At 66.4% G+C, this 22,672-nt stretch carries 16 protein-coding genes and 1 tRNA gene; 11 read left to right on the top strand and 6 right to left on the bottom strand.

From position 1 onward, the window contains the following. Window positions 1-83 precede the first annotated feature (83 nt). Genes AC1DSO_RS05930 through AC1DSO_RS05940 form a run of 3 tightly spaced genes read left to right on the top strand, consistent with a single transcriptional unit; the run spans window position 84 to window position 3,382 of the window. Complete coding sequence (locus AC1DSO_RS05930) at window positions 84-833, top strand: SapC family protein (protein WP_477067994.1); 750 nt, start codon at window positions 84-86, stop codon at window positions 831-833. Further along, window positions 746-1,864 (top strand): cupin-like domain-containing protein, encoded by a 1,119-nt coding sequence (locus AC1DSO_RS05935; protein WP_477067995.1) that lies wholly within the window; start codon window positions 746-748, stop codon window positions 1,862-1,864. The genes AC1DSO_RS05930 and AC1DSO_RS05935 overlap by 88 nt, the downstream gene beginning before the upstream one ends. A gap of 18 nt (window positions 1,865-1,882) precedes the next feature. Continuing rightward, complete coding sequence (locus tag AC1DSO_RS05940) at window positions 1,883-3,382, top strand: tryptophan halogenase family protein (RefSeq protein ID WP_477067969.1); 1,500 nt, start codon at window positions 1,883-1,885, stop codon at window positions 3,380-3,382. Here the strand turns inward: AC1DSO_RS05940 and AC1DSO_RS05945 are convergent. The 4 genes from AC1DSO_RS05945 to AC1DSO_RS05960 all read right to left on the bottom strand — a co-directional run bounded on the left by AC1DSO_RS05945 (window position 3,379) and on the right by AC1DSO_RS05960 (window position 7,997). After that, entirely contained in the window at window positions 3,379-4,683 is a 1,305-nt protein-coding gene (locus tag AC1DSO_RS05945) for a glycosyltransferase family 4 protein (protein ID WP_477067970.1), read from the bottom strand. The genes AC1DSO_RS05940 and AC1DSO_RS05945 overlap by 4 nt on opposite strands. Before the next feature lie 10 nt (window positions 4,684-4,693). Further along, window positions 4,694-6,013: an FkbM family methyltransferase gene (locus tag AC1DSO_RS05950; protein WP_477067971.1), complete on the bottom strand. Its 1,320-nt coding sequence runs from the start codon at window positions 6,011-6,013 to the stop codon at window positions 4,694-4,696. Between the two features lie 83 nt (window positions 6,014-6,096). Beyond that, on the bottom strand, window positions 6,097-7,629 hold the full coding sequence (locus AC1DSO_RS05955; protein ID WP_477067972.1) for a hypothetical protein: 1,533 nt from the start codon (window positions 7,627-7,629) through the stop codon (window positions 6,097-6,099). Window positions 7,630-7,697: 68 nt separating this feature from the next. Further along, the gene (locus tag AC1DSO_RS05960) at window positions 7,698-7,997 is read right to left on the bottom strand and encodes a helix-turn-helix domain-containing protein (protein ID WP_477067973.1); all 300 of its coding nucleotides are present in this window, start codon (window positions 7,995-7,997) and stop codon (window positions 7,698-7,700) included. Between the two features lie 262 nt (window positions 7,998-8,259). On the opposite strand from AC1DSO_RS05960, the gene AC1DSO_RS05965 reads away from it, so the two are divergent. The 5 genes from AC1DSO_RS05965 (at window position 8,260) to AC1DSO_RS05985 (ending at window position 17,077) form a co-directional block, all read left to right on the top strand. Beyond that, a complete protein-coding gene (locus AC1DSO_RS05965) occupies window positions 8,260-11,478 on the top strand; it encodes an S-layer protein RsaA (RefSeq protein ID WP_477067974.1) in 3,219 nt (1,072 codons plus the stop codon). 254 nt (window positions 11,479-11,732) lie between these two features. Next, the gene (locus tag AC1DSO_RS05970) at window positions 11,733-13,460 is read left to right on the top strand and encodes a type I secretion system permease/ATPase (RefSeq protein ID WP_477067996.1); all 1,728 of its coding nucleotides are present in this window, start codon (window positions 11,733-11,735) and stop codon (window positions 13,458-13,460) included. A gap of 62 nt (window positions 13,461-13,522) precedes the next feature. Continuing rightward, window positions 13,523-14,830 carry an HlyD family type I secretion periplasmic adaptor subunit gene (locus AC1DSO_RS05975; protein ID WP_477067975.1) on the top strand — a complete coding sequence of 436 codons (1,308 nt, stop codon included), beginning with the start codon at window positions 13,523-13,525 and terminating at the stop codon, window positions 14,828-14,830. A gap of 118 nt (window positions 14,831-14,948) precedes the next feature. Further along, window positions 14,949-15,926, top strand: a complete 978-nt coding sequence (gmd, locus tag AC1DSO_RS05980) for a GDP-mannose 4,6-dehydratase (RefSeq protein WP_477067976.1) — start codon at window positions 14,949-14,951, stop codon at window positions 15,924-15,926. A gap of 32 nt (window positions 15,927-15,958) precedes the next feature. Continuing rightward, complete coding sequence (locus AC1DSO_RS05985) at window positions 15,959-17,077, top strand: DegT/DnrJ/EryC1/StrS family aminotransferase (protein ID WP_477067977.1); 1,119 nt, start codon at window positions 15,959-15,961, stop codon at window positions 17,075-17,077. Window positions 17,078-17,592: 515 nt separating this feature from the next. Here the strand turns inward: AC1DSO_RS05985 and AC1DSO_RS05990 are convergent. Further along, window positions 17,593-17,682: transfer RNA gene (locus AC1DSO_RS05990), tRNA-Ser, on the bottom strand. Window positions 17,683-17,837: 155 nt separating this feature from the next. On the opposite strand from AC1DSO_RS05990, the gene msrA reads away from it, so the two are divergent. Both msrA and AC1DSO_RS06000 read left to right on the top strand, forming a co-directional pair. Continuing rightward, a complete protein-coding gene (gene msrA, locus AC1DSO_RS05995) occupies window positions 17,838-18,506 on the top strand; it encodes a peptide-methionine (S)-S-oxide reductase MsrA (RefSeq protein WP_477067978.1) in 669 nt (222 codons plus the stop codon). Then, window positions 18,506-18,856 carry an MmcQ/YjbR family DNA-binding protein gene (locus tag AC1DSO_RS06000; protein ID WP_477067979.1) on the top strand — a complete coding sequence of 117 codons (351 nt, stop codon included), beginning with the start codon at window positions 18,506-18,508 and terminating at the stop codon, window positions 18,854-18,856. The genes msrA and AC1DSO_RS06000 overlap by 1 nt, the downstream gene beginning before the upstream one ends. 151 nt (window positions 18,857-19,007) lie before the next feature. Here the strand turns inward: AC1DSO_RS06000 and AC1DSO_RS06005 are convergent, their stop codons facing one another. Further along, complete coding sequence (locus tag AC1DSO_RS06005) at window positions 19,008-19,634, bottom strand: TetR/AcrR family transcriptional regulator (RefSeq protein WP_477067980.1); 627 nt, start codon at window positions 19,632-19,634, stop codon at window positions 19,008-19,010. Between the two features lie 366 nt (window positions 19,635-20,000). Between AC1DSO_RS06005 and AC1DSO_RS06010 the strand changes: the two genes are divergently transcribed. After that, on the top strand, window positions 20,001-22,508 hold the full coding sequence (locus tag AC1DSO_RS06010) for a TonB-dependent receptor (RefSeq protein WP_477067981.1): 2,508 nt from the start codon (window positions 20,001-20,003) through the stop codon (window positions 22,506-22,508). Window positions 22,509-22,672: the final 164 nt, after the last annotated feature.

Below are 22,672 nucleotides of genomic sequence, written 5' to 3' on the forward strand. Positions count from 1 at the left end.
GGAAGTCTCTAGAAGTGGATGGAGGGGGTCGTCGCGCTTGCGGCGGCCCCTTTCTTCCTTTGAAGTGCGTGAGTACGACGAGCGTGAGTGGGGCGGACAYGAACCGGGTGCTTTTGAACAATGTCGACCACGCCGATCTGCGTGTGATCGCGATCCACGGCGCGGCATTCGGCGACGCGATCAACCAGGTCCTGGTGCTGCCGACCGAGTTCGAGGCGGTGCAGCGCGAATATCCGATCCTGATCCGCAAGGACGCCAACGGCGCCTATCAGGCGGTGGCCTTGCTGGGCCTGGACCGCGACGAGAATCTGTTCCTGGACGAGGCCGGCTGGAACGCCCGCTACGTGCCGGCGGTCCAGCGACGCGGGCCGTTCTCGATCGCCCTGCAACGCGACGAGCCCGGCGGCGAGCCGCGGCCGATGATCCATGTCGACCTCGACCACCCGCGGATCAGCCGCGTCGAAGGCGAGCCCCTGTTTCTGCCGGCCGGCGGCAACGCGCCCTATCTGCAGGGCGTCAGCCGGGCCCTGGGCCAGATCCACGACGGCCTGGAAGTCGCCGGACCGATGTTCGCCTTCTTCGACGAACTGGGCCTGATCGAGCCCATCGATATCGAGATCAAGCTCGACGACAACACCGCCTACAATCTGCCGGACGTCTTCACCCTGGCCCCCGACCGCCTGGCGGCCATCACCGGCGAGCCTCTGGAGCGCCTGCACCAGTCGGGCCTGCTGCGCGCTGCCCACTGGATCATCGCGTCGATGGGCAATGTCGAGGCGCTGATCGCCCGCAAGGCCTCGCGTCGAGCCGCCCAGGAAGCCAGCGCGGCATGAACGCCCTGGTCGCCCGCCGGACGCTGGAGACGACGGTCGCGACGCCGGCCGAGATCCCGTTCGACGCGGTGCTGGCCGGCCAGACGCCGATGGTCTTCAAGGGCTTGGCGCGCGACTGGCCGCTGGTCCAGGCGGGTCTTCAATCCGGCCAGGCGGCCCGCGACTATATCCGCGCCCACGACCAGGGCGGACGCGTGGTCGGCTATACGGGCGACCCGGCTATCAAGGGCCGTTTCTTCTATGACGAGACCCGCACGGGCATGAACTTCAGGGCCGAGCGGGCGCCGCTCGAGACCTTCCTGCGGCGCATCGAGGAGGTCGAGGGCCGGAACGACGCCCCGTCGGTCTATGTCGGCTCCACCGATCTCGACGCCTATTTCCCCAGCCTGAAGGCGGCCAACGACCTGGGCCTTGGTCCCGAGAGTTTTGGTCCAGAGCCGCCGATGGCCGGGATCTGGCTGGGCAACCGCACGGTGGCCGCGGCCCACTACGACATGTCCAACAACATCGCCGTCTGCGCCGTRGGCCGGCGGCGCTTCACCCTGTTCCCGCCCGATCAGGTCGCCAACCTCTATCCCGGTCCGCTGGAGCCGACACCTGGCGGTCAGGTGGTCAGCATGGTCGACTTCGAGCGGCCGGATCTCGACCGCCACCCGCGGTTCCGCGAGGCTCAAGCGGCGGCCCAGGTGGCCGAGCTCGAACCCGGCGACGTGCTGGTCTATCCCGCCCTGTGGTGGCACCAGGTCGAGGCGCTGGACGCCTTCAACGTGCTGGTGAACTACTGGTGGAACGCCTCGCCAGCCTATGTCGATACGCCGATGAACACGCTGCTGCACGGCCTGCTCAGCCTGCGCGACCGGCCCGATTTCGAGAAGCAGGGCTGGAAGGCCCTGTTCGACTACTACCTGTTCGGCCCCGCCGAGCGCGCCGGGGCGCACCTGCCCGAGGCCGCTCGCGGTCCGCTGGGCCCGATGGACGAGCTGAAGGCCCGCCGCCTGCGCGCCTACCTGCTCGACCGTCTCAACCGATAAGACCCCTGGGAGGGACCGATGGACCAGCAGACGATCCGCAAGGTGGTGATCGCAGGCGGGGGCACCGCCGGCTGGATGGCCGCCGCCGCCCTGGCCCGGCAGCTGGGCCCGCTGCTCGACATCACCCTGGTCGAGTCCGAGGACATCGGCACGGTCGGGGTCGGCGAGTCGACGATCCCCACGGCCCGCACCTTCAACGCCCTGCTCGGCATCGACGAGCCGGAGTTCATGCGCGCCACCCAGGCGACCTTCAAGCTGGGCATCCTGTTCGAGAACTGGGGCGAGATCGGCGACCGCTACATCCACTCGTTCGGTCAGGTCGGCAAATCCACCTGGATGGGCGGCTTCCATCATTTCTGGATGCAGGCCAAGGCGCAGGGCTTCGGCGGCGACCTCGGCGACTACTGCTTCGAGTTGAAAGCGGCCGAGCAGAACAAGTTCTTCACCGGCGAAGAGAGCCCGCTGAACTACGCCTACCACCTGGACGCGGGACTCTACGGCCGGTTCCTGCGCGGCATGGCCGAGCGCGACGGCGTGCGGCGCGTCGAAGGCAAGATCTCCAGTGTTCGCCAGCGATCGACCGACGGCTATGTCGAGGCCCTGGTCATGGAGTCGGGGGACCTCGTCGAGGGCGATCTGTTCGTCGACTGCACCGGCTTCCGGGGCCTGCTGATCGAGCAGACCCTCAAGGCCGGGTTCGAGGATTGGGGCCAATGGCTGCCGACCAACAGCGCCCTGGCCGTCCAGACGCGCTCGACCGAGCCGGCCGTGCCCTATACCCGCGCCATCGCCCACAAGGCCGGCTGGCGCTGGAAGATCCCGCTGCAGCATCGCGTCGGCAACGGCCTCGTCTACAGCAACGCGCACATGTCCGACGACGAGGCCAAGGACATGCTGATGGCCGAGATCGAGGGCGAGACCCTGATCGAGCCGCGCCTGATCCGCTATCGCACCGGCCGCCGCCGCAAGACCTGGGACAAGAACGTGGTCGCGCTGGGCCTGGCCAGCGGCTTCGTCGAGCCCCTGGAATCGACCTCGATCCACCTGATCATGATCGGGGTGACGCGGCTGATGCAGCTGTTCCCGTTCGCCGGCGTCAGCCAGGCCGTGGTCGACCGCTACAACCGCCAAGCCGACGACGAGTTGGAGAAGATCCGCGACTTCATCATCCTGCACTACAAGGCGACCGAGCGGACCGACAGCCCGTTCTGGGACCAAGTGCGCGAGATGGACATCCCCGACAGCCTGGCCCAGCGGATCGAACTGTTCCGGCAAGGCGCCCAGGTCTATCAGGCGCCCGGCGAGCTGTTCCAGGTCGACTCGTGGCTACAGGTCCTGCTGGGCCAGCGCGTGACGCCCCAGACCTATCACCACATGGGCCGGTTGATGCCGCCACAGCAGCTGAAGCAGGCGCTGGATGACCTGAAGCGCAACATCGCCGGCGCGGTGACGCGCCTGCCGCAGCACCAGGCCTTCCTCGACACGTACTGCGCGCCGCCGGTCAGCAGGAGTGCTTAAGCATCCAGGGGCGCGAACAGCCTTTGCAGCGTGGCGCCGATCCGGGCCGTCGCCGGATCGGTGTCGGCCAAGCCCATGGCCTTCAGCTCGGCGCCGAGGCGGCGGCCGACGGCCAGCAGCGGGCGACTGGTGACCTGGGTCTCGGCCAGGGCTTCAACAGCGGCGGCGTAGCGCTCGGCGTTCAGGGTTTCCAGCGCCCAGGCGCGGGCGGCGACGCCGGTCTCGCGGCGCAGGACCGGATCGGCGACCAGGCGCTCTAGCACCGCGCGGAGTTCCTCGACCACGATCTCGCCGTCGATCTTGAACACCAGGTCGTCCGGCAGCTCACCGTAGAAGCCGGCCTTGGCCACCACGGTCGGGCGGCCACTCAGCATGGCCTCGCAGGCCGAGCCCGAGGCGCCCTCCAGCACCGGCTTGCGCAGGCAGACCATGATGTCGGCCTCGGCCAGGCGCTGGTCCAGGGTCTCGTCGTCCACCGCGCCTTCGATAGTCAGGTTCTCGAAGCCGACCTCGGCCGCGATGGCCGTCAGGCGCGCGCGCTCCTCGTCCGAGATGGGGCCAACCAGGCGATAGGCGCAGGCCTTCAGGGCCTCGGAGCCGCCGATCGCGCGGATCACGTCGGCGACGCGCTTGTTGGCGTTCATCACGCCCACCGTGGTGATGACCAGTTGGTCCTTGGCCTTGGCCGGGCCCGGCGGCGTCGCGCGGTCGGGGCAGCAGAGCGGCGTCACGGCCACCGGGCCGGGGCAGACAGCCTCCAGCTTCGGCGCGTAGAAGCGCGCATGAGCCAGGGCGGCCTCGCAACGGCTGGCCAGCCACTCGGTCATCGGCAGCTTGGCGGCGATCTCGCCCATGTCCAGCATCTGGCCCGAGCGGACGGCGACCGCATCGGCCTCGGCCGCCGCGCCGTAGGTGTGGATGACCTCGGCGTCGTGCCGGCGATAGTCCAGGCCGTTGTAGTGCAGCCAGCCCGAGAACAGGTTGTAGATATAGAAGTCGTGGAAGATCCCCAGGCACGGCGCGGCGTCCAGGATCGCGAACACGCCGGCGTGGAAGGGATAGTTGTCGCCGATATTGACGATGACGACATCGAACTCGGTCCGCAGGCGCGCCAGGTCGTAGGATCGCCAGTGCCGGACGGGCAGGGGCGTGGGGTGCAGCGGTTCGCCGGGCGCGTCGGCGTCCTCGCAGCGCAGGATCTCGACCTGATGGCCCCGGGCGGCCAGGGCGCGCGTGACCTCGGCGCTGACGCGACCGATCGACGAGCGGAGGGCGAACGGCGTGACCCAGCAGATCTTCACGGGCGAGGTCCTAGCGCTGCAGCAGGCGCCGCTCGGCGTCGCCGCCGGCGCGCACGAAGGCGATGTTGGCCGAGACCACCTTGGCGGCGGCCTTGGCGCTGGTCGGCGCGCAGGCGCTGGTCGCCTCGTCGATGATATAGGCCTTGAAGCCGGCGTCGGCGAAGGCCTTGAACCACTGGGCGGGGGTCTGGCCGACGCGCTTTAAGTGCTCGGGGCCGAACTCGGCGACGATGGCCAGGTCCGGGTTCTTGGCGATCACGCCGCTCATGCCGGCCAGCACGTCCAGCTCAGCGCCCTCGACATCGATCTTGACCACGTCCATGCGCTTGGCGGGCGCGACGTCGTCCAGGCGCACGACCTCGACCTCGACCGTGCGGGCCTCCTCGGCCTCGGGCAGGGCGTAGAGCGAGCTGTGGCCGATGATGTCGCTGACGTGGAAGGTCAAGCGGCCGGCCTGCTCGCCGACGGCCTGGTCGCGCACCTCGACCCAAGACAGGCCATTGAGATGCTTCATCTTTTCGAGGTTCGAACGCGGGATCGCCTCGGGTTCGAAGGCGACGACCTTGCCGCCCGGACCGGTCGCCCAGGCCATCAGCAGGGTCAGCAGGCCGATATTGGCGCCGACGTCGGCGACGGTCATGCCGGGCTGGATCAGGCGGCGCAGCACGTCGCCGGTGCCGGGCTCCAGACCCTTGCTGGTGGCGTTGGCCAACATGGTGACGAAGGTCGGTAGGGCGCGGGGAGCCAGGACGTAGCCGTCGCGCATGCGGATCGCCATCGACTCGTCGTCATAGGCGATCAACGGCCGCTGCTTGATCTCCAGCTCGTCGAAGCGCGGGCCGAACAGGCCGGGCAGGCGGGCCAGGTCGTCCTCGATCTTGTGGCCTAGGCCCTCGATCCGATGGCTCAAGCCCTCGATCCGGACACCGTGGTCCTCCGCCCGGGCGCTGTGACCCTCGATCCGCGCCAGCTGGGTCGCGATCGCCTGCGTCGCGACGGCGGCGGCCTGCTGCTGTTGCAACACCAGGTGCAGCAGGGTTTGGGTATGGTCGAGGCGGGCTTGGGTGGCGTGCAGCTCGCTCGACAGGACGTTGAGGTGGCCTTGCGCCTGCCGCAGCTCGTGCTCGACGCTGGCCTGCAGGTAGCGACGCGCGTAGTTGGCCACGGGCGACAGCACGGGCGCCAGGAGCCGACGGGCCAGGCCGAACCGGCGACGCGGCGGCGGGCCCGAAGGCGCCGGCGCCGGCGCGTCAGGAGAAGCGTTCGGCGTCTCGACGACGGGAGCGCGCATGGCGGAACTCATCGCCAGGTCCAGGCGTGCGGGCCTCAAATCAGTCCTTCCCGAGCGAGACCTGAAAGGCCGTCGCTCTCTGATCTCGCAACATCCGGAGCGTGACGCCCCAGACGTTCCGTCTAGACCAGAATCCCGTCGTTCAGGAAGGAAGAATGATTGCCGACAAGACTGATCGAGCCGCCATCGGCGAAGTCGAAGGTCATGCTGGTCAGGTGTGTCACCGCGCTCGCATCGTGCAGGATATGGGCGTCGAACATGACGATCGTGGTGCCCTGCACCATGATCTCGACGCTACCGGTATGGGCGATGAAGTAGTCGATGAACTGCTTGACCAGGTCCGGCGCGGCGAAGGTCGGCGGGGCGGGCGGCGGGGCGGTCGGTTGCTGCGCGGTCGGCTGCGGCTCGACCGGGGTCGGAACGGGCTGCGGATCCGCGGGCGTCGAGATCGGCGGGACCGGAGTCGCGACGTCTTCGACAGGAGTCGGGCTCGGCTCGGCCGTCACCGGTTCCGGCGTTGGCGTCGCGGGCGTCGCCGGCGTGACGTTATAGTGGTCGCCCTTGGCGATCAGGTCAGCCAGTACGTCGGGCAGCTTGGCGACCTCGATCACCGAGATCTTCTGCGCGCTGCCGTCGCCGACCAATCCGCGGACCAGTTGGACCGCTTCAACCGAGGGAAGCCCGCGCAGATTGACGCCCAGGCGCACGTCGATCGCCCAGTTGCCCGCGTCGGCGGAGGTCGGCAGGGGCGCCAGCGCGAGGTCGTGATGCGTGAAATCGCCGGCGCCGACCAGCAGGCCGTCGGTCGAGGAGGGCGCGCTCGCGGAAAGCGGCAAAGACGACAGGATCGCCACGAGAGAAAGGACGCTCGACACGGCCTGAGCCGGCGTGTTGTCGATGACAACGGCGTGGCTCGCGGAGGCGAGGGTGATCCCGCCGCTGGACGGCAGCGGCGCGGCGCTTACGCCACCGAAGTCAAGCGCGGCGGCGGCGGCCGAGATCGCGGTGTGAGCCACCGGATCAAGACTGGCGGCGTCGACGCCGTAGTCCGAGGCGAACAGCGCGGCCGCCATGATCAGCACGGCCTGGTTCGCGGGGACCCGGACGGAGTCGTAGGCCGGCTGCTGGGAAGCGATCGGCGGGCCGCCGGTCAGGCCGGAGGCCGAGCTCGACGACAGAAGCGCCGGGCGGCTGTGGCTGGAATGATTGTTCGTGGCGCCGGTTTCGGCCGCACGGGCTTCGCCCGTCTTGAAGAACGCGGTGCCGACCACGGCCACCAGCAGGGCGGCGGGATGGATCGACAGATTGCCGCTGCTTTCCGAACGGCGGATCAGCGGATGACGCGCCACCAGGTTGCGGACCAGGGCAGTGAAGTCGAAGCCGCGGGCGATCTCTTCATAGGCCGGTCCGGCGATCAGGTATTCGCCGTCGATGCGGGCGAAATGGATCACCACCTCGCCATCGTCGGAACGATAGAAGACGAACCAGGGCTCGTTCTCGTCGCTGAGGCCGCGGTCGGTGCCCACGCGGATGCCGGCGCGGATCAGGGCGCCTTCGACGCGATAGAATTCGGCGAGTTCCTGCTGACTCCAGTCAGTCGGAGCCGGCGCCAGGCGGGGCGAGCGCTGAAAGAACGAAAGGACCTGTGCGGCCATGCGGTTGGAAGTTTCCCAAGCCTAAAAAACGACAGCCGGCCCCCGCCGGCGGCGGCACACTAACCGAACTACTCTTCGCTGAACAGGATCTCGTAGGTGATCGGATCGTAGAAGCGGAGCAGTTCGCGGACGAAAGTCTTCTCCGGAACCTCGAACGCCTGGGCCCAGTCGCGGTAACGGTCGGGCGGAATGCGGCCTCGACCGGTCTCGAGCTGCGAGATGAACGTGTAGTAGTCCGCGCCGACCTTGGCCGCGAGCTGGCGTTGCGACAGGCCGACAGCCTCGCGCATTTCCTTCAGCCAGCGACCGCCCTCACGGCGGAGGTCTTGAACCTCCGAGGTGCTGCGTCGTTGTGGATTGCCATACATAACAAAGACCTCGCGCTTCGACCGGTGCGAAGGAGCGCGGGCGCGCTCACTCATCCACCCGACGAAATCGCCCTCTGTATAACGCGTTCCGAAGGGGGGTTCAAGGAACGCTATATAGGAATTTGCTGTACCGGTTAGAAAAATGCTGTACCCCGCGATTTCAGCTATTGTCGACGTATGACGTTTGCTCTATAGCCTTCGCTGCTCCCATGCGTGCCACTAGGTCGCAGGGGGTGTGGGATTTTTTTGGGAGACAATTCTCATGGCCTATACCACGGCCCAATTGGTGGCTCTGTACACCAACGCTAACCTCGGCAAGGCGCCTGACGCCGCCACCACCCTGACGATCGACGCCTACGCGACGCAGTCGTCGACCGGTGGCATTTCGGACGCCACCGCTCTGAACAACACCCTGAAGCTGGTCAACAGCACGACGGCCGTTGCGATCGAGACCTACCAGTTCTTCACCGGCCACGCTCCGTCGGCCGCCGGTCTGGACTACCTGGTCGACTCGACCACCAACACCAACGACCTGAACGACGCGTACTATTCGAAGTTCGCTCAGGAAAACCGCTTCATCAACTTCTCGATCAACCTCGCCACGGGCGCTGGTGAAGGCGCCGCCGCTTTCGCTCTCGCCTACGGTTCGGTGTCGTACGCCCAGACCGTCGCGTCGGCCTATGACAAGATCATCGGCAACGCCGCCGCCACCGCCGCCGGTGTCAACGTCGCCGACGCCGTGGCCTATCTGAGCCGCGCCGAGAACATCACCTACCTCACGAACTTCGTGAAGGCCAACACCGGCCTGACCGCCGCCGCCGACATCGACCTGGCCGTCAAGGCCGCCCTGATCGGTGAAATCCTGAACGCCGCCACGGTGTCGGGCATCGGTGGTTACGCCACCGCCACGACCGCCATGATCAGCGACCTGTCGGACGGCACCCTGTCGAGCGACAACTCGGCCGGCGTGAACCTGTTCACCGCCTATCCGTCGTCGGGTGTTGTGGGTTCGACCCTGGCTCTGACCGCCAGCGTTGACACCATCTCGGGCACCGCCAACAACGACACGATCAACGGCACGATCAACGGCGCGACCCTGACCACGCTGACGAACCTCGACTCGATCGATGGCGCCGGCGGCACCGACACCCTGAACATCACCGACGTCCTCGGCGGCTTCAGCACGGCCGCCGTGCTCGGCCTGACCGTGAAGAACGTCGAAACGGCCAATGTGCTCTCGGTCGGCACGACGACCCTCGACACCACCGCCTGGACGGGTCTCGCGACCCTGAACAGCACGACGGTCGGCGGCACCACCGTCACGACCAGCGCCACGACGGCCACCAACGTGACCGACGCCGCTCTCGGCGGCGGCGCCGTGGTCGTCAACGGCGGTTCGTCCGTTGGCGTCACCACCACCACGACCAGCACCGGCACCATTTCGGTCGGCGCGACGACCGCTCCGGCCGGCGCCGTGACCGTCTCGGCCAAGGTGACCGGCGCTGTGACGCAAGGCGCCATCGGCGTGACGGGCGGCACCACCGTCTCGATCACCGAAACCGCCGGCAACGCCGTCAACACCACGGCGACCCTCGGCGCCGTGACCGTCACCGGCAAGTCGACCAACACCTCGGTCACCGTCGCTCAAACCGCCGCCGCGACCGCCTCGGCCACCAAGGCCGGTGTCGTCAACGGCGCCGTGACGATCAACGACGTGAACTCGGCCTCGGCCACCAAGGCTGGCACGATCACTTCGGTGAGCCTGACCAACGCCGGCACCGTCGGCATCAACGACAACTCGCTGGCGACCCTGTCGCTGACGGGTGGCGTCGGCGCCGTCACCGTCACCGCGAACGCCACGGCGATCACGGACGGCATCGCGGCTTCGACCCTGGCCCTGAACCTGGGCAAGGGCACGACCACGTCGCTGACCGCCAACCAGTACAAGACGATCAACGCCAACGTCACCGGCGCCGCCACGGTCACCACCCTGGCGGACTCGGCTGCTACGGCTCTGACCGTCGCGGGTTCGGCCGTTCTGACCGTCGGCACCGCCACGCTGGCCGCCCTGTCCACCGCTACGGTGACCGGTTCGGCTGGTCTGACCGCCGACCTGTCGGCCGTCACGGCTCTGACCAAGGTCGACACCTCGGGCACCACGGGCACCTCGACCATCACGGTCGATGCGACTGACGGCGTCACCTTCGCCGGCGGCGCGGGCTCGGACTACCTGACCCTGGCCGGCGCGCTGAAGACCGGCACGTCGATCACCCTGGGCGCCGGCGCCGACCGTCTGCTGGGCACCACCGCTGTCACCACCTCGGCGACCTCGGTCGTGGACGGCGGCGACGGTTCGGACACCGTGGCCTCGGCTCTGATCAACGCCGGCAACGGTTCGATGTTCAAGAACTTCGAAGTGCTGGGCCTGGGCGCTAACACGCTCGACGCCGCGCTGCTGACGGGTTCGACCATCGCCAGCCTGGAACTGGGCGCGGGTGGCGGCACCGGCACGTTCTCGAACGTGACGGCGGCTCAATCCCTGTCGGTCACCGGCACCGCCGCTGCTGGCACCACGACGCTGACCTTCGCCAACGTGGGCGGTTCGGCTGATGCTTACACGATCGGCTTCGCCGGCGTGGGCAGCACCGATGAGACCGCTCCGACCACGGTCGACGGTAAGATCGTCGCGATCGCCAATATCGAAGCCGTGACCATCAACTCGGGTTCGGCCTCGGGCTTCACCGCCAACGTCATCTCGCTGACGGACGCGGCGGCTCGCACCCTGACCGTGACCGGCGCTCAAGACATCAGCGTCGCCTTCACGGGCCAGTTCGGCACCACCGGCACCAACGGCCTGAGCAAGATCGACGCTTCGGCTGTGACCGGTGACGTGACCCTGAACACCACGAACGTTCAGATCGCGACTGCTGGCCTGACGGTTTCGACCGGTTCGGGTGACGACACGGTGACCCTGACGACGGCCGCTACGGTTTCGACCGGCGCGGGCGACGACACGATCACCCTGGGCGGCGCTTCGACCCTGGACGCCGGCGCTGGTGACGACACGATCACCACCTCGGCCCACGCTTCGACCGTCACCCTGGGTGGCGGCGTCGATGCGATCAACGTGACCGCTTCGGTTTCGGTCGCGAACATGATCACCATCGCCGACACCATCGGCGCTGGCGACTCGATCACCTTCGCCAACGTCGGCACCGAGACCTTCAACACCGCGAAGATCAACGTGAACGCGGCGACGACCCTGGCCGAAGCCCTGGACCTCGCGGCCCAGTCGGCCACGGGCGCTGCCAACGCTGGCATCACCTGGTTCTGGTACGGCAACGACACCTACGTCGTCGAAGACAACACGACGAACGCCGCGGGCACCTTCGCCGCCACCGACATCGTCGTGAAGCTGACCGGCCACATCGACCTGTCGACGGCTGCTGGCGCTGGCACCAACGTCATCACGCTGGTTTAATATCGAAAGCCGCCAATCTCCCTCACGGGAGGTTGGCGACCTTCAGAACTTCGACGCCGCCCCGGTTCGCCTGGGCGGCGTTTTCTGTTTTCGCGCATCGCCGCCGGGAGCCCACTTGCGAACGGGTTCGCCCTATGCTCTAGGCCAAGCATGTCGTGCTGTTTTTCGGCCACAATTTCGTGGTCGAGACGCGACCTAAGTTGTTACTGTATACGGCCCCGCTCGCTAGCGTGGCGTCCTGAAGGCTCGAAATGATCTTCAACCGCTCCGGCGAGAAGCCGACTATCCTGGACCAGGCCGTGTTGGTCGCGAAGCCGGCGGTGATCACCGCCATGGTCTTCAGTTTCTTCATCAACATCCTGGCCCTGGTCAGCCCGATGTACATGCTGCAGGTCTATGACCGCGTGCTGTCGAGCCGCAGCGTCTCGACGCTGGTGGTCCTGACCATCATCTGCGTCTTCCTGTTCATCATCTACGGGTTGCTGGAGGCGCTCCGCACCCAGGTTCTGGTGCGCGGCGGCCTGAAGTTCGACGGCGTGGCGCGCGACCCGATCTTCAAGGCGGTGCTGGATTCGACGCTCAGCCGGCGCGGTGGAGGCGGCCAAGCGTTCCGCGACATGGACCAAGTCCGCGAGTTCATGACGGGCGGCCTGATCGCCTTCTGCGACGCGCCCTGGACGCCCGTCTTCGTCGTCGTCTCGTGGATGTTGCACCCTTACTTCGGCATCCTGGCCATCATCAGCTGCTTCATCATTTTCGGCCTGGCCGTGATGAACGACCGCAGCACCAAGAACCCCGTGCAGATGGCCACCATGGCCTCGATCGCGGCCCAGAACGACGCCAGCTCGACCCTGCGCAACGCCGAGGTCATGAAGGCGATGGGCATGTGGGGCGGCCTGCAGGCGCGTTGGCGCGTCCGTCGCGATGAGCAGGTGGCCTGGCAGGCCGCCGCCAGCGACGCCGGCGGCGCGGTGATGTCCGGCATCAAGGTGTTCCGCCAGGTGGTTCAGACCCTGATCTTGGGGGGCGGCGCCTATCTGGCGATCGAGGGTAAGATCTCGGCGGGCGCCATGATCGCCGGTTCGATCCTGGTCGGCCGCGCCCTCGCGCCGATCGAAGGCGCCGTCGGTCAGTGGAAGGGCCTGCTGGGGGCCCGCAGCTCGTGGGATCGCCTGCAAACCATGCTCCGTGAGGAGAAGTCAGCCGAAGACCACATGCCGCTGCCGGACCCGCGCGGCGTGCTGTCGGCCGAGGCCGCCTCGATCCTGCCGCCGGGCGCGCAGGTTCCGACCATGCGCCAGGCCAGTTTCCGCATCGAGGCCGGCACGGCCGTGGCGCTGGTCGGTCCCAGCGCGGCGGGCAAGTCGTCGCTGCTGCGCGGCATCGTCGGCGTTTGGCCGTGCGCGGCGGGCGTGATCCGCCTCGACGGCTACGACATCAAACAGTGGGATCCCGAGAAGCTGGGCCGCCACATCGGCTACCTGCCGCAGGACATCGAGCTGTTCTCGGGCACCGTCGCCCAGAACATCGCCCGCTTCACCGAGTACGAATCCCAGGAAGTCATCGAGGCGGCCACCCTGGCCGGCGTGCACGAGATGATCCAGGGCTTGCCCATGGGTTACGACACGCCGATCGGCGAAGGCGGCGCCTCGCTCTCGGGCGGCCAGCGCCAGCGCCTGGCCCTGGCCCGCGCCATCTTCCGGATGCCGGCCCTGCTGGTTCTGGACGAACCGAACGCCAGCCTGGACCAGACCGGCGAGATCGCGCTGATGGAAGCCATGAACAAGCTGAAGGCCGCCAAGCGCACCGTGATCTTCGCCACCCACAAGGTGAACCTGCTGGGTCAGGCCGACTACATCATGGTCATCAACCAGGGCGTCATCGCCGACTTCGGTCCGCGCGACGCCATGCTGGCCAAGCTGACCGGCGCGGCGCCGCCGCCCCAGCCGACCGCGCCCACGCCGATCCAGAGCGCCCACTAGTCGTCCGTTCGCTCCCTTTCCTAAGGCCGTCCACGGGACGCGCCCATCAGGCTGAAGACAAGATGAAGCCCCCCAAGATCCAGCGTCCGACGGACAACTACAAAAGCGTGGCCCGTATAGGCTACGCCGTGATCGCCGTGCTGTTCCTAGGCCTGTTCGCGGCCGGGTTCACGAAGCTGGACAGCTCCGTGAGGGCCGGCGGCGTCATCACCGCGGAGGGCAATCGCAAGACCATCCAGCACCTGGAAGGCGGCATGCTCCGCAAGATCCTCGTGCACGAGGGCCAGAAGGTGAAGGCCGGCCAGATCCTGTTCGAGCTGGACCCGACCCAGGCCAACGCCGCCGCGGGGATCACCAAGAACCAGTACGTGGCCTTGATGGCCATGGAGGCGCGCTTGCTGGCCGAGCGCGACCAGCGCCCGACCATCAGTTTCCCGGCCGACTTGCTCAGCCAGCGCGCCGACCCGATGGTCGCGCGGGCGATCGCCGACGAGCAGTCCCAGTTTCTCGAACGCCGCCAGACGATCCAGGGCCAGACCGACCTGATGAACGCCCAGCGGGACCAGTATAAGAGCGAGATCGAGGGCATCGACCGCCAGACTCAGGGTCTGAAGGACCAGCTGGGCTTCATCGAGGACGAGCTCAGCGATCTGCGCAAGATCTACGACAAGGGCCTCGTGCCGCGGCCGCGCCTGCTGGCGCTGGAGCGGGAGCAGGCTTCGCTGTCGGGCTCGATCGGCCGCTTGACCGCCGACCGTTCCAAGGCGGTGCAGGGGATGGCGGAAACCCAGCTGAAGATCCGTCAGATCCGGCAGCAGTTCTTCGAGGAAGTCAGCCAGAGCATCAGCGAGACCCGCGTCAAGTTGGCCGAGGTGACCGAACGGGAGGTCGTGGCCTCCGACGCCCAGCGACGGATCAACGTCGTCTCGCCGGTCGAAGGCACGGCCCAGAACCTGCGCTTCTTCACTGAAGGCGCGGTCGTTCGCGCCGCCGAGCCGCTGGTCGATATCGCACCGGACAACGAGGCATTCGTGATCCAGGCCCATTTCGCGCCGACCGACGTCGACAATATCTACCCCGGCATGGTGACCGAGGTGCGTCTTCCGTCCTTCCATTCTCGCGAAATCCCGATCCTGAACGGCAAGATCATGTCGATTTCGCGCGACCGGTTGAGCGATCCAGAGGGCAAGACGGTCTATTTCCTCGCGATCGTTCAAGTCGACGTGAAGCAGTTGCCAAGGGAGTTCCGCGCCAAGGTCACCGCAGGCATGCCGGCCGAGGTGGTGGTGCCGACCGGCGAACGCACCGTGCTGCAGTATCTGTTCTCGCCCCTGCGCGACGCGATGCGCACGGCCATGCGCGAGGAGTAGGCGGGTTTCAACAACCTGATTTCCAACGCTTTTTGGAAAGCGGTCCTCTGGCCGCTTTCCAATCGGCGCCAATAGTGTAGTCAGGACCCTTCGTTGTTACTGGAGTCGACGGCAGCGTATGGCCAAGACGGCATTGATCACCGGTGTGACCGGTCAGGACGGCGCCTATCTCGCCAAGCTGCTGCTGGAGAAGGGCTATACCGTCCACGGCATGCTGCGCCGCTCGGCCTCGGCCGACGTGATCGGCGACCGCCTGCGCTGGATGGGCGTCTATGACGACATCCGCTTCGAGCTGGGCGACCTGCTGGACGAGGGCGGCCTCTCGCGGCTGATGCGCCGGCTGCAGCCSGACGAGGTCTAYAACCTCGCCGCCCAGAGCTTCGTCGGCGCCTCGTGGGACCAGCCGCACCTGACCGGTTCGGTCACGGGCCTGGGGACCACCAACATGCTGGAGGCCGTGCGGCTGGAATGYCCGCAGGCCCGCTTCTACCAGGCCTCGTCGTCGGAAATGTACGGTCTGGTGCAGCATCCGATCCAGTCGGAGACCACCCCCTTCTATCCGCGTTCGCCCTATGCCGTGGCCAAGCTCTACGCCCACTGGATGACGGTGAACTATCGCGAGAGCTTCGGGCTGCACGCCTCGGCCGGCATCCTGTTCAACCACGAGAGCCCGCTGCGCGGCATCGAGTTCGTGACCCGCAAGGTCACCGACGCGGTGGCGGCGATCAAGCTGGGCCAGCAGAAGACGGTCGAGCTGGGCAATCTCGACGCCAAGCGCGACTGGGGTCACGCCCGTGACTATGTCGAGGCCATGTGGCTGATGCTGCAGCAGGAGACCCCGGACGACTACGTGGTCGCCACCGGCAAGACCTGGACGGTCCGCCAGATGTGCGAGGTCGCGTTCGCCACGGTCGGCCTGAACTACCAGGACCACATCACGATCAATCCGAAGTTCCTGCGTCCGGCCGAGGTCGACCTGCTGCTGGGCGACCCGGCCAAGGCCAAGGCCAAGCTGGGCTGGGAGGCCACGACGACCATGCAGGACATGATCGCCGAGATGGTGGAAGCCGACATCGTCCGGCGCTCGCGGAACTGACGTCCCCTTCCCTGCCCTAGGATCGACAACACATGACGCAAGACCCGTCACGGATCGCGGTCGCGGTTCCAAGCCTGGACGGCAATGAACGCGACTATGTACTCGAATGCCTGGATTCGACGTGGATCTCGTCAACCGGCCCCTTCATCACCGACTTCGAAAAGGCCTTCGCCGACTACTGCGGCGTCAAGCACGCGATCACCTGCAACAACGGCACGACGGCGCTGCATCTGGCCCTGGTGGCCATGGGCATCGGTCCGGGCGATGAGGTGATCATCCCTAGCCTGACCTACATCGCCTCGTGCAACGCGGTAACCTACTGCGGCGGCACGGTGGTGCTGGTCGACAACGATCCGCGCACCTTCAATGTCGATCCGGCCGCGATCGAGGCCAAGATCACGCCGCGCACAAAGGCGATCATGCCCGTCCACCTGTACGGCCAGATGGCCGACATGGATCCGATTCTGGAGATCGCCAAGAAGCACAACTTGATGGTCATCGAGGACGCGGCCGAGGCCGTGGGCGCGACCTACAAGGGCAAGATGTCGGGCTCGCTGGGCGACTGCGCGATCTTCAGCTTCTTCGGCAACAAGATCATCACCACCGGCGAAGGCGGGATGATCACGACCAACGACGACGAGTTGGCTAAGACTATGCGGCTGTATCGCAGCCAGGGCATGGACCCGAGCCGTCGCTACTGGTTCCCGGTCGTCGGCTTCAACTACCGCATGACCAACATCCAGGCCGCCATTGGCCTCGCCCAGTTGGAGCGGGTTGAGCACCATCTGGCCGCCCGCAAACGGATCGCAGCTTGGTACGAGAAGAAGCTCTCCCGCTTGGGCGCCCGGGTGATCAAGCCCTATGTCACCGATACAGGCCGTCACGTGTTCTGGATGTACACGGTGCGCCTCGGCGAGGGCCTGGCCATCTCGCGCGACCAGGTGATCAAGAACCTGGACTCCCTGGGCATCGAGAGCCGACCGGTGTTCCACCCGATGCACGTCATGCCGCCTTACGCGCACTTGGCGACCGGTGACCTAACGCAGGCTGAGGCCTGCGGCGCCGATGGCTTGAACCTGCCGACCCACGCGGGCCTGACCGAGGCGAACATCAACCATGTCGTGACGGCCCTCGACCGAGTGCTGGCTTAGGCAGTTCCACGAGCAATCGCTGGCGCAAGCCCGATCTCGAGATCACGCAGCAATCCTCTGACCTCCGATGCGATGGTCTTCGCGGCGAAGGCGGTTTTTTGCGTGGAGGACGTATTTGACGGCCTCATAGCGGCATGGGAGGAGCCAACCAGCTGCCCAGGCCGCGCCCGCCAACCACTCAGCCGCGCGCTTTCGCGAACATTTTCCGATCGGCCTGGACGTTGAGCGATGCGAGATAGTGCTTATGCCCCTGTCGTAGACAGCCTCAGTAGCGCTTCGACGCACCTACGGCTCAGCCCCGATTTCGTTTCTGACCAACTCAGGGAAGAAAGACGCGGATCGACCGACAGAGCAGCCTACTGCTCCTCGGTGCAAACGGGACGCTAATCGCGCATGTAGCTAGGCCTGCGCAATATTTTTGCTCAAACAGCAACTTGGTAGGGTGGGGCCAGAAGTAGGGCCCAAAAGCTGCTCTGGCCAAAAATCCAAAATAAACAAGGACTTATACAAGGTAATGGCGGTGAGAGAGGGATTCGAACCCTCGATAGAGTTTCCCCTATACACGCGTTCCAGGCGTGCGCCTTCAACCACTCGGCCACCTCACCAGCGCACTCGAGTCGGGGGTGGTTGAGACCCCCGGCGCGGGAAGGCGCGCAATATACTCAGGGACCGGCCGGTAGCAAGCGCGTTCCCGGATGAAACTCCTGGCGCGAGCGCTTATATCTGCGGCCGAAGGTTTCCCGCGTCCGAAAGGCCCGCCATGCTGTCGTTCAAGAAGTCCGTCGAGATGCCCACCGCCGACACGGCCCTGCCCGGCCGAGCGCAGGCGATCCCGACCGCGACCACCCACTTCATCAACGGCCACCCGCTGAAGGGCCCCTATCCGGACGGCCTGGAGACGGCGGTGTTCGCCATGGGCTGCTTCTGGGGCGTCGAGCGGGTGTTCTGGCAGGTCCCGGGGGTCTATGTGACCGCCGCCGGCTACGCGGCCGGGATCACGCCGAACCCGACCTATGAGGAGGTCTGCAGCGGCCGCACGGGCCATACCGAGGTGGTGCTGGTGGTGTTCGACCCGAAGGTCGTCACCTACGAGGCCCTGCTGAAGGCCTTCTGGGAGAACCACGATCCGACCCAGGGCATGCGCCAGGGCGGTGACGTCGGCACCCAGTACCGCTCGGGTATCTATGTCGCCAACGACGCCCAGGCCGCCGCGGCCGTGGAGTCGAAGGAAGCCTACCAGCAGGCCTTGTCGGCCAAGGGCCTGGGCGACATCACCACCGAAATCGCCGCCGCCGGCCCGTTCTATTTCGCCGAGGACTATCACCAGCAATACCTGGCCAAGAACCCGAACGGCTATTGCGGCATCGGCGGCACCGGCGTCGTCTGCCCGATCGGCTTGGGGGTCAGCGGCGCGGGCGTCGAGGCCTGATGACGCCCGAGGCCTTCGACAAGGCGTGCCTGGCCCTGCCGGGCGCGACCCTCTCCATCCAGTGGGGCGACGACCACGTGTTCAAGGTCGGCGGCAAGATGTTCGCCGTCCGGGGGAACGCCGTCCCCAAGGGCGGGATCTCGTTCAAGGCCTCGGACGTCGCGTTCGAGGTCCTGACCGAGAGCGGCCGGGCCACACCCGCCCCTTATCTCGCCCGTGCAGGGTGGGTGCGCTTCGACGACCTCTCCGGTCAGGACGACGCCGAGGTCGCCGACTGGCTGAAGAGCGCCCACGGCCTGATCGCCGCCAAGCTGACCAAGAAGGTTCGGGCGGAGCTGGGGCTCGCTTAGCGAAAGCTCCTTTTTTGCTCGTCATCCCGGCCGCAGCGAAGCGGAGAGCCGGGACCCAGGAGCAACCTCACTGTGCTTGGCCCCTGGGTTCCGGATCGCGCAAGCGCGTCCGGGATGACAAGAGATTGTGGAGCTTCAGCTAGGAAGCTCTTTATGCCTTCGCCAGCCCTTGCAGGGCCGTGGTCTCGATCGCCTCCAGCAGCCGTTCATTGGTCAAGCCGGGGGTGGTCGGGGTCCATTTGGTCAGCCAGATCAGCATGCCGACCAGCAGCTGCACCACCAGGGGCGGCTCGCAGACCGCGATCGTGCCGTCGGCCATGCCTTCCTCAAGGAACCGCTCGAGGCGCTTGCTGAGGCGCGCGGTCCATTCCTCGATCGCGTGGCGCTGGGTCTCGTCAAGATACGAGCTGTCGCCGAAATAGAGCTGCGGCCCGTTAGTCACCGCGTCGTCCAGCAGGGCGCTCAGGAAGCGCCGGAGCTTGCAGAGGCCTTGGCCTCCGTCCGCCTCGACCACCGCCAGGATGGCCTCGAACCGCTGCAGCGAGCGCTGGTGGCCGGCGAAGGCCAGGGCCTGCTTGTTGGGGAAATAGTAGTAGAGCGCCGCGTCGCGCAGATGGATGGCCGCGGCGATGTCGGTCATGGTCGCGGCCGCGAAACCCTTGGCGTTGATGATCTCGATGGCCGCGCGCAGGATCGCCTCGCGCTTCTTCACCGACTTCTGGCTCTGCGCCATGGGCCTGGCCTCTTCGGCCAGGATCAGGGAATCCCCCTTCGACAATCGCTCTCTCCTCCGCCGGCGCGCCCGATTCTGTCGTCGAGCAAACACCGATATTTCAGGCTGGTCCCGAACGCCGTCTGGTTCAATCTGGAAAATTCTAACTTGCGCTAGAATATCAAGGTCATATTAAAATCGTTGTAGCCGCGCTCGGGATGCAAGACCGGGCGCGCTGGGGCGAAAACATGACGCAAAGCGTCCTCATCCACGGCTCGGCCCTTCCGACCGCCTCGCGCGGCCCGGCCGGCCGGTCAGGATCGCCCTTCCCCTACGTCAACACGACCGCTCTTCCCCAAAAGAAACCCGCGATTGCTCGAGGCGGGATGGGAAGAAACGCGGCCGATAATAAAAGAAAACAGGGAGATATTTATGAGAAACGTCCATCTTTTGGGGGTGTCTGCTCTGGCGCTCGCCCTCGCCTCGCCGGCCCTCGCCCAGGTAAAGTCCGCGCCCGCTGACAACACCGCCATCGAAGAAATCGTCGTCACCGCCACCAAGCGGGAACAGACCCTGCAGGACGTGCCGATCTCGGTGGCCGTCACCGGCCAGCAGACGATCGAGCGCGCCCAGGTCCGCGACCTGATCGACCTGCAGTCGGTCGTGCCGTCGCTGAAGGTCTCGCAGTTCAACGCCACCGGCCAGACCAACTTCGTCATCCGCGGCTTCGGCAACGGCAACGGCAACGACGGCATCGAAAGCTCCGTCGGCGTATTCATCGACGGGGTCTATCGCAGCCGCTCGGCCGCGGCCCTGGACGATCTTCCGGAAGTCGAGCGCATCGAAGTGCTGCGCGGCCCGCAATCGACCCTGTTCGGCAAGAACGTGTCGGCCGGCGCGATCAGCATCGTCACCAAGAAACCCCAGTTCGAAACTGGCGGTAAGATCGAAGCCACGGTCGGCAACTACAATGCGCGTCAGGTCAAGGCCACCTTCACCGGCCCGCTCAGCGACACCCTGGCCGTCCGCCTGTCGGGCAGCCTGAACAAGCGCGACGGCTTCTTCACCAACCTGACCACCGGCAACGACGTCAACGACCGCGACCGCTGGTCCGTGCGCGGCGACGTGCTGTGGGAGCCGACCGACAAGACCTCGGTGCGGATCATCGCCGACTACAACAAGATCTCCGAGACCTGCTGCGCCGTCGCCTCGATCTTCAACGGCCCGGCCACCCTGGCGATCGGCGGCGTGCTGAAGAAGCCGATCGGCGACCCGAGCAAGGTCTTCGAACGCAACGTGATCTTCAACACCGACCCGTCCAACGACCTGTCGGGCAAGGGCGTCTCGGGCCAGATCGACCACGACCTGGGCTTCGCCAACCTGACCTCGATCACCGCCTATCGGAACCAGAAGAACGCCTCGTTCCAGGACGTGGACTTCACCGGCGCCGACATCGCCAACAACTCGACCGCCAACAACATCAAGACCTTCACCCAGGAACTGCGCTTGGCCTCCAGTGGCGATGGTCCGCTGAACTGGCTGATCGGCGGCTTCTACCAGCATGAAAAGCTCGATACCGGCCGGACCATCAAGTACGGCACGGACATCCGCGCCTTCGCCGAGACCCTGTCGGGTCCGGTGCCGGCCGCGCTGCTGGGCGCCCTGCCCGCGGCGCTACGCCCGGTGCTGACCGGCAAGTCGAACATCTATGCGCTGGAGTTCCTGCAGAGCCTGGCGACGCCGACCCTGGTCAAGCCCGGCACGACCTACTTCCAGGCCGGCCAGGGCATCGACGACTACTACAGCATGAAGCAGACGTCGTACTCGCTGTTCGGCCAGGCCGACTACAAGGTCACCGACAAGCTGACCCTGACCGGCGGCCTGGCCTATCTGAACGACGACAAGAAGGCCCGCTCGAACGTCGTCCTGACCGACCCGTTCTCGTCGCTGAACCTGGCGGCCGTGCCGCAGTTCCCGGCCCTGGGCCTGCCGGGCAACCTGTACCAGGCACTGGGCGGCCTGCAGTTCTTCTACGGCAACGCCCCGACCCACGGACCGGTCAACTTCCCCAACGCCACCGAGTCGGGCGAGCTGAAGGCCAACAAGGTCACCTACGCCGTCCGCGCCGCCTACGACTTCGGCGCGATCAACGCCTATGTCAGCTACTCCACGGGCTGGAAGGCCGGGGCGTTCAACCTGTCGTCCGACAGCCGTCCGCCGAACGCGGCGGGGGTTGGCCGCACCGCCAATCCGGAAGACGTCAATGTCTATGAGGCGGGCCTGAAGGCCAGCTTCCCCGGCGGCTACGCCAACGTCGCGGTGTTCAAGCAGTCGATCAAGGGCTTCCAGTCGAACGCCTTCACCGGCATCGGCTACAGCCTGGTCAACGCCGGCGAGGAGTCGGTGAAGGGCTTCGAGGTCGACAGCGCCTGGCGTCCGACCGGCTGGCTGAACCTGACGGCGGCCGTGACCTATCTGGATCCGAAGTACGACAGCTTCACCGGCGCGGCCTGCGTGAACTACGACACGGCCCGCTGCCCGGTGAACCCGGCCACCGGCCTGCGTCCGAACTTCCGCGACCTGACCGGCGACACCCCGGCCGGTATCCCCAAGTGGTCGTTCTCGACCTCGGCGACGGTCAATCACGACTTCGGCGGCGACTACCAGGGCTATGCCCGGGTGGAATACGACTATGTCAGCAAGACCCAGCTGACCGAGACCGTGGCGCCGAACCTGTCGAGCTACGACCAGAACGTGGTCAACGCCAGCCTGGGCGTCACCAACACGGCCCACCAGGTCGAGGTGATGCTGTGGGCCCGCAACCTGACCAAGGACGACAGCCTGATTTCGGCTTTCCCGACCGTGGCCCAGGACGGCAGCTACAGCGGCTATCCGAACGCCCCGCGCACCTACGGCGTCACGGTTCGCAAGAGCTTCTAAGGCTCTAGACAAGACCCACCTAGGGCGGCCCGGTCACACCGATCGGGCCGCTTTTTCTTTGCCCTCGATCCTCGCCGGAAATTGGTATGACCAATTTGGTTGCGCCCTGGCCGGTCTCCGTGCTTCAACCTATGCGCACAAGGCCGAAGAGCTGGTGGAGGACG

It is taken from the genome of Caulobacter sp. P4_E5 (assembly GCF_056401555.1).

Excerpts from the sequence above, each read along its gene's own strand:
- AC1DSO_RS06000 (WP_477067979.1), top strand. The coding sequence starts at position 18,506 with ATGACGCCCGAGGCCTTCGACAAGGCGTGCCTGGCCCTGCCGGGCGCG.
- AC1DSO_RS05940 (WP_477067969.1), top strand. The coding sequence starts at position 1,883 with ATGGACCAGCAGACGATCCGCAAGGTGGTGATCGCAGGCGGGGGCACC.
- AC1DSO_RS06010 (WP_477067981.1), top strand. The coding sequence starts at position 20,001 with ATGAGAAACGTCCATCTTTTGGGGGTGTCTGCTCTGGCGCTCGCCCTC.
- AC1DSO_RS05960 (WP_477067973.1), bottom strand. The coding sequence starts at position 7,997 with ATGTATGGCAATCCACAACGACGCAGCACCTCGGAGGTTCAAGACCTC.
- AC1DSO_RS05985 (WP_477067977.1), top strand. The coding sequence starts at position 15,959 with ATGACGCAAGACCCGTCACGGATCGCGGTCGCGGTTCCAAGCCTGGAC.
- AC1DSO_RS05955 (WP_477067972.1), bottom strand. The coding sequence starts at position 7,629 with ATGGCCGCACAGGTCCTTTCGTTCTTTCAGCGCTCGCCCCGCCTGGCG.
- msrA (WP_477067978.1), top strand. The coding sequence starts at position 17,838 with ATGCTGTCGTTCAAGAAGTCCGTCGAGATGCCCACCGCCGACACGGCC.
- AC1DSO_RS05965 (WP_477067974.1), top strand. The coding sequence starts at position 8,260 with ATGGCCTATACCACGGCCCAATTGGTGGCTCTGTACACCAACGCTAAC.
- AC1DSO_RS05975 (WP_477067975.1), top strand. The coding sequence starts at position 13,523 with ATGAAGCCCCCCAAGATCCAGCGTCCGACGGACAACTACAAAAGCGTG.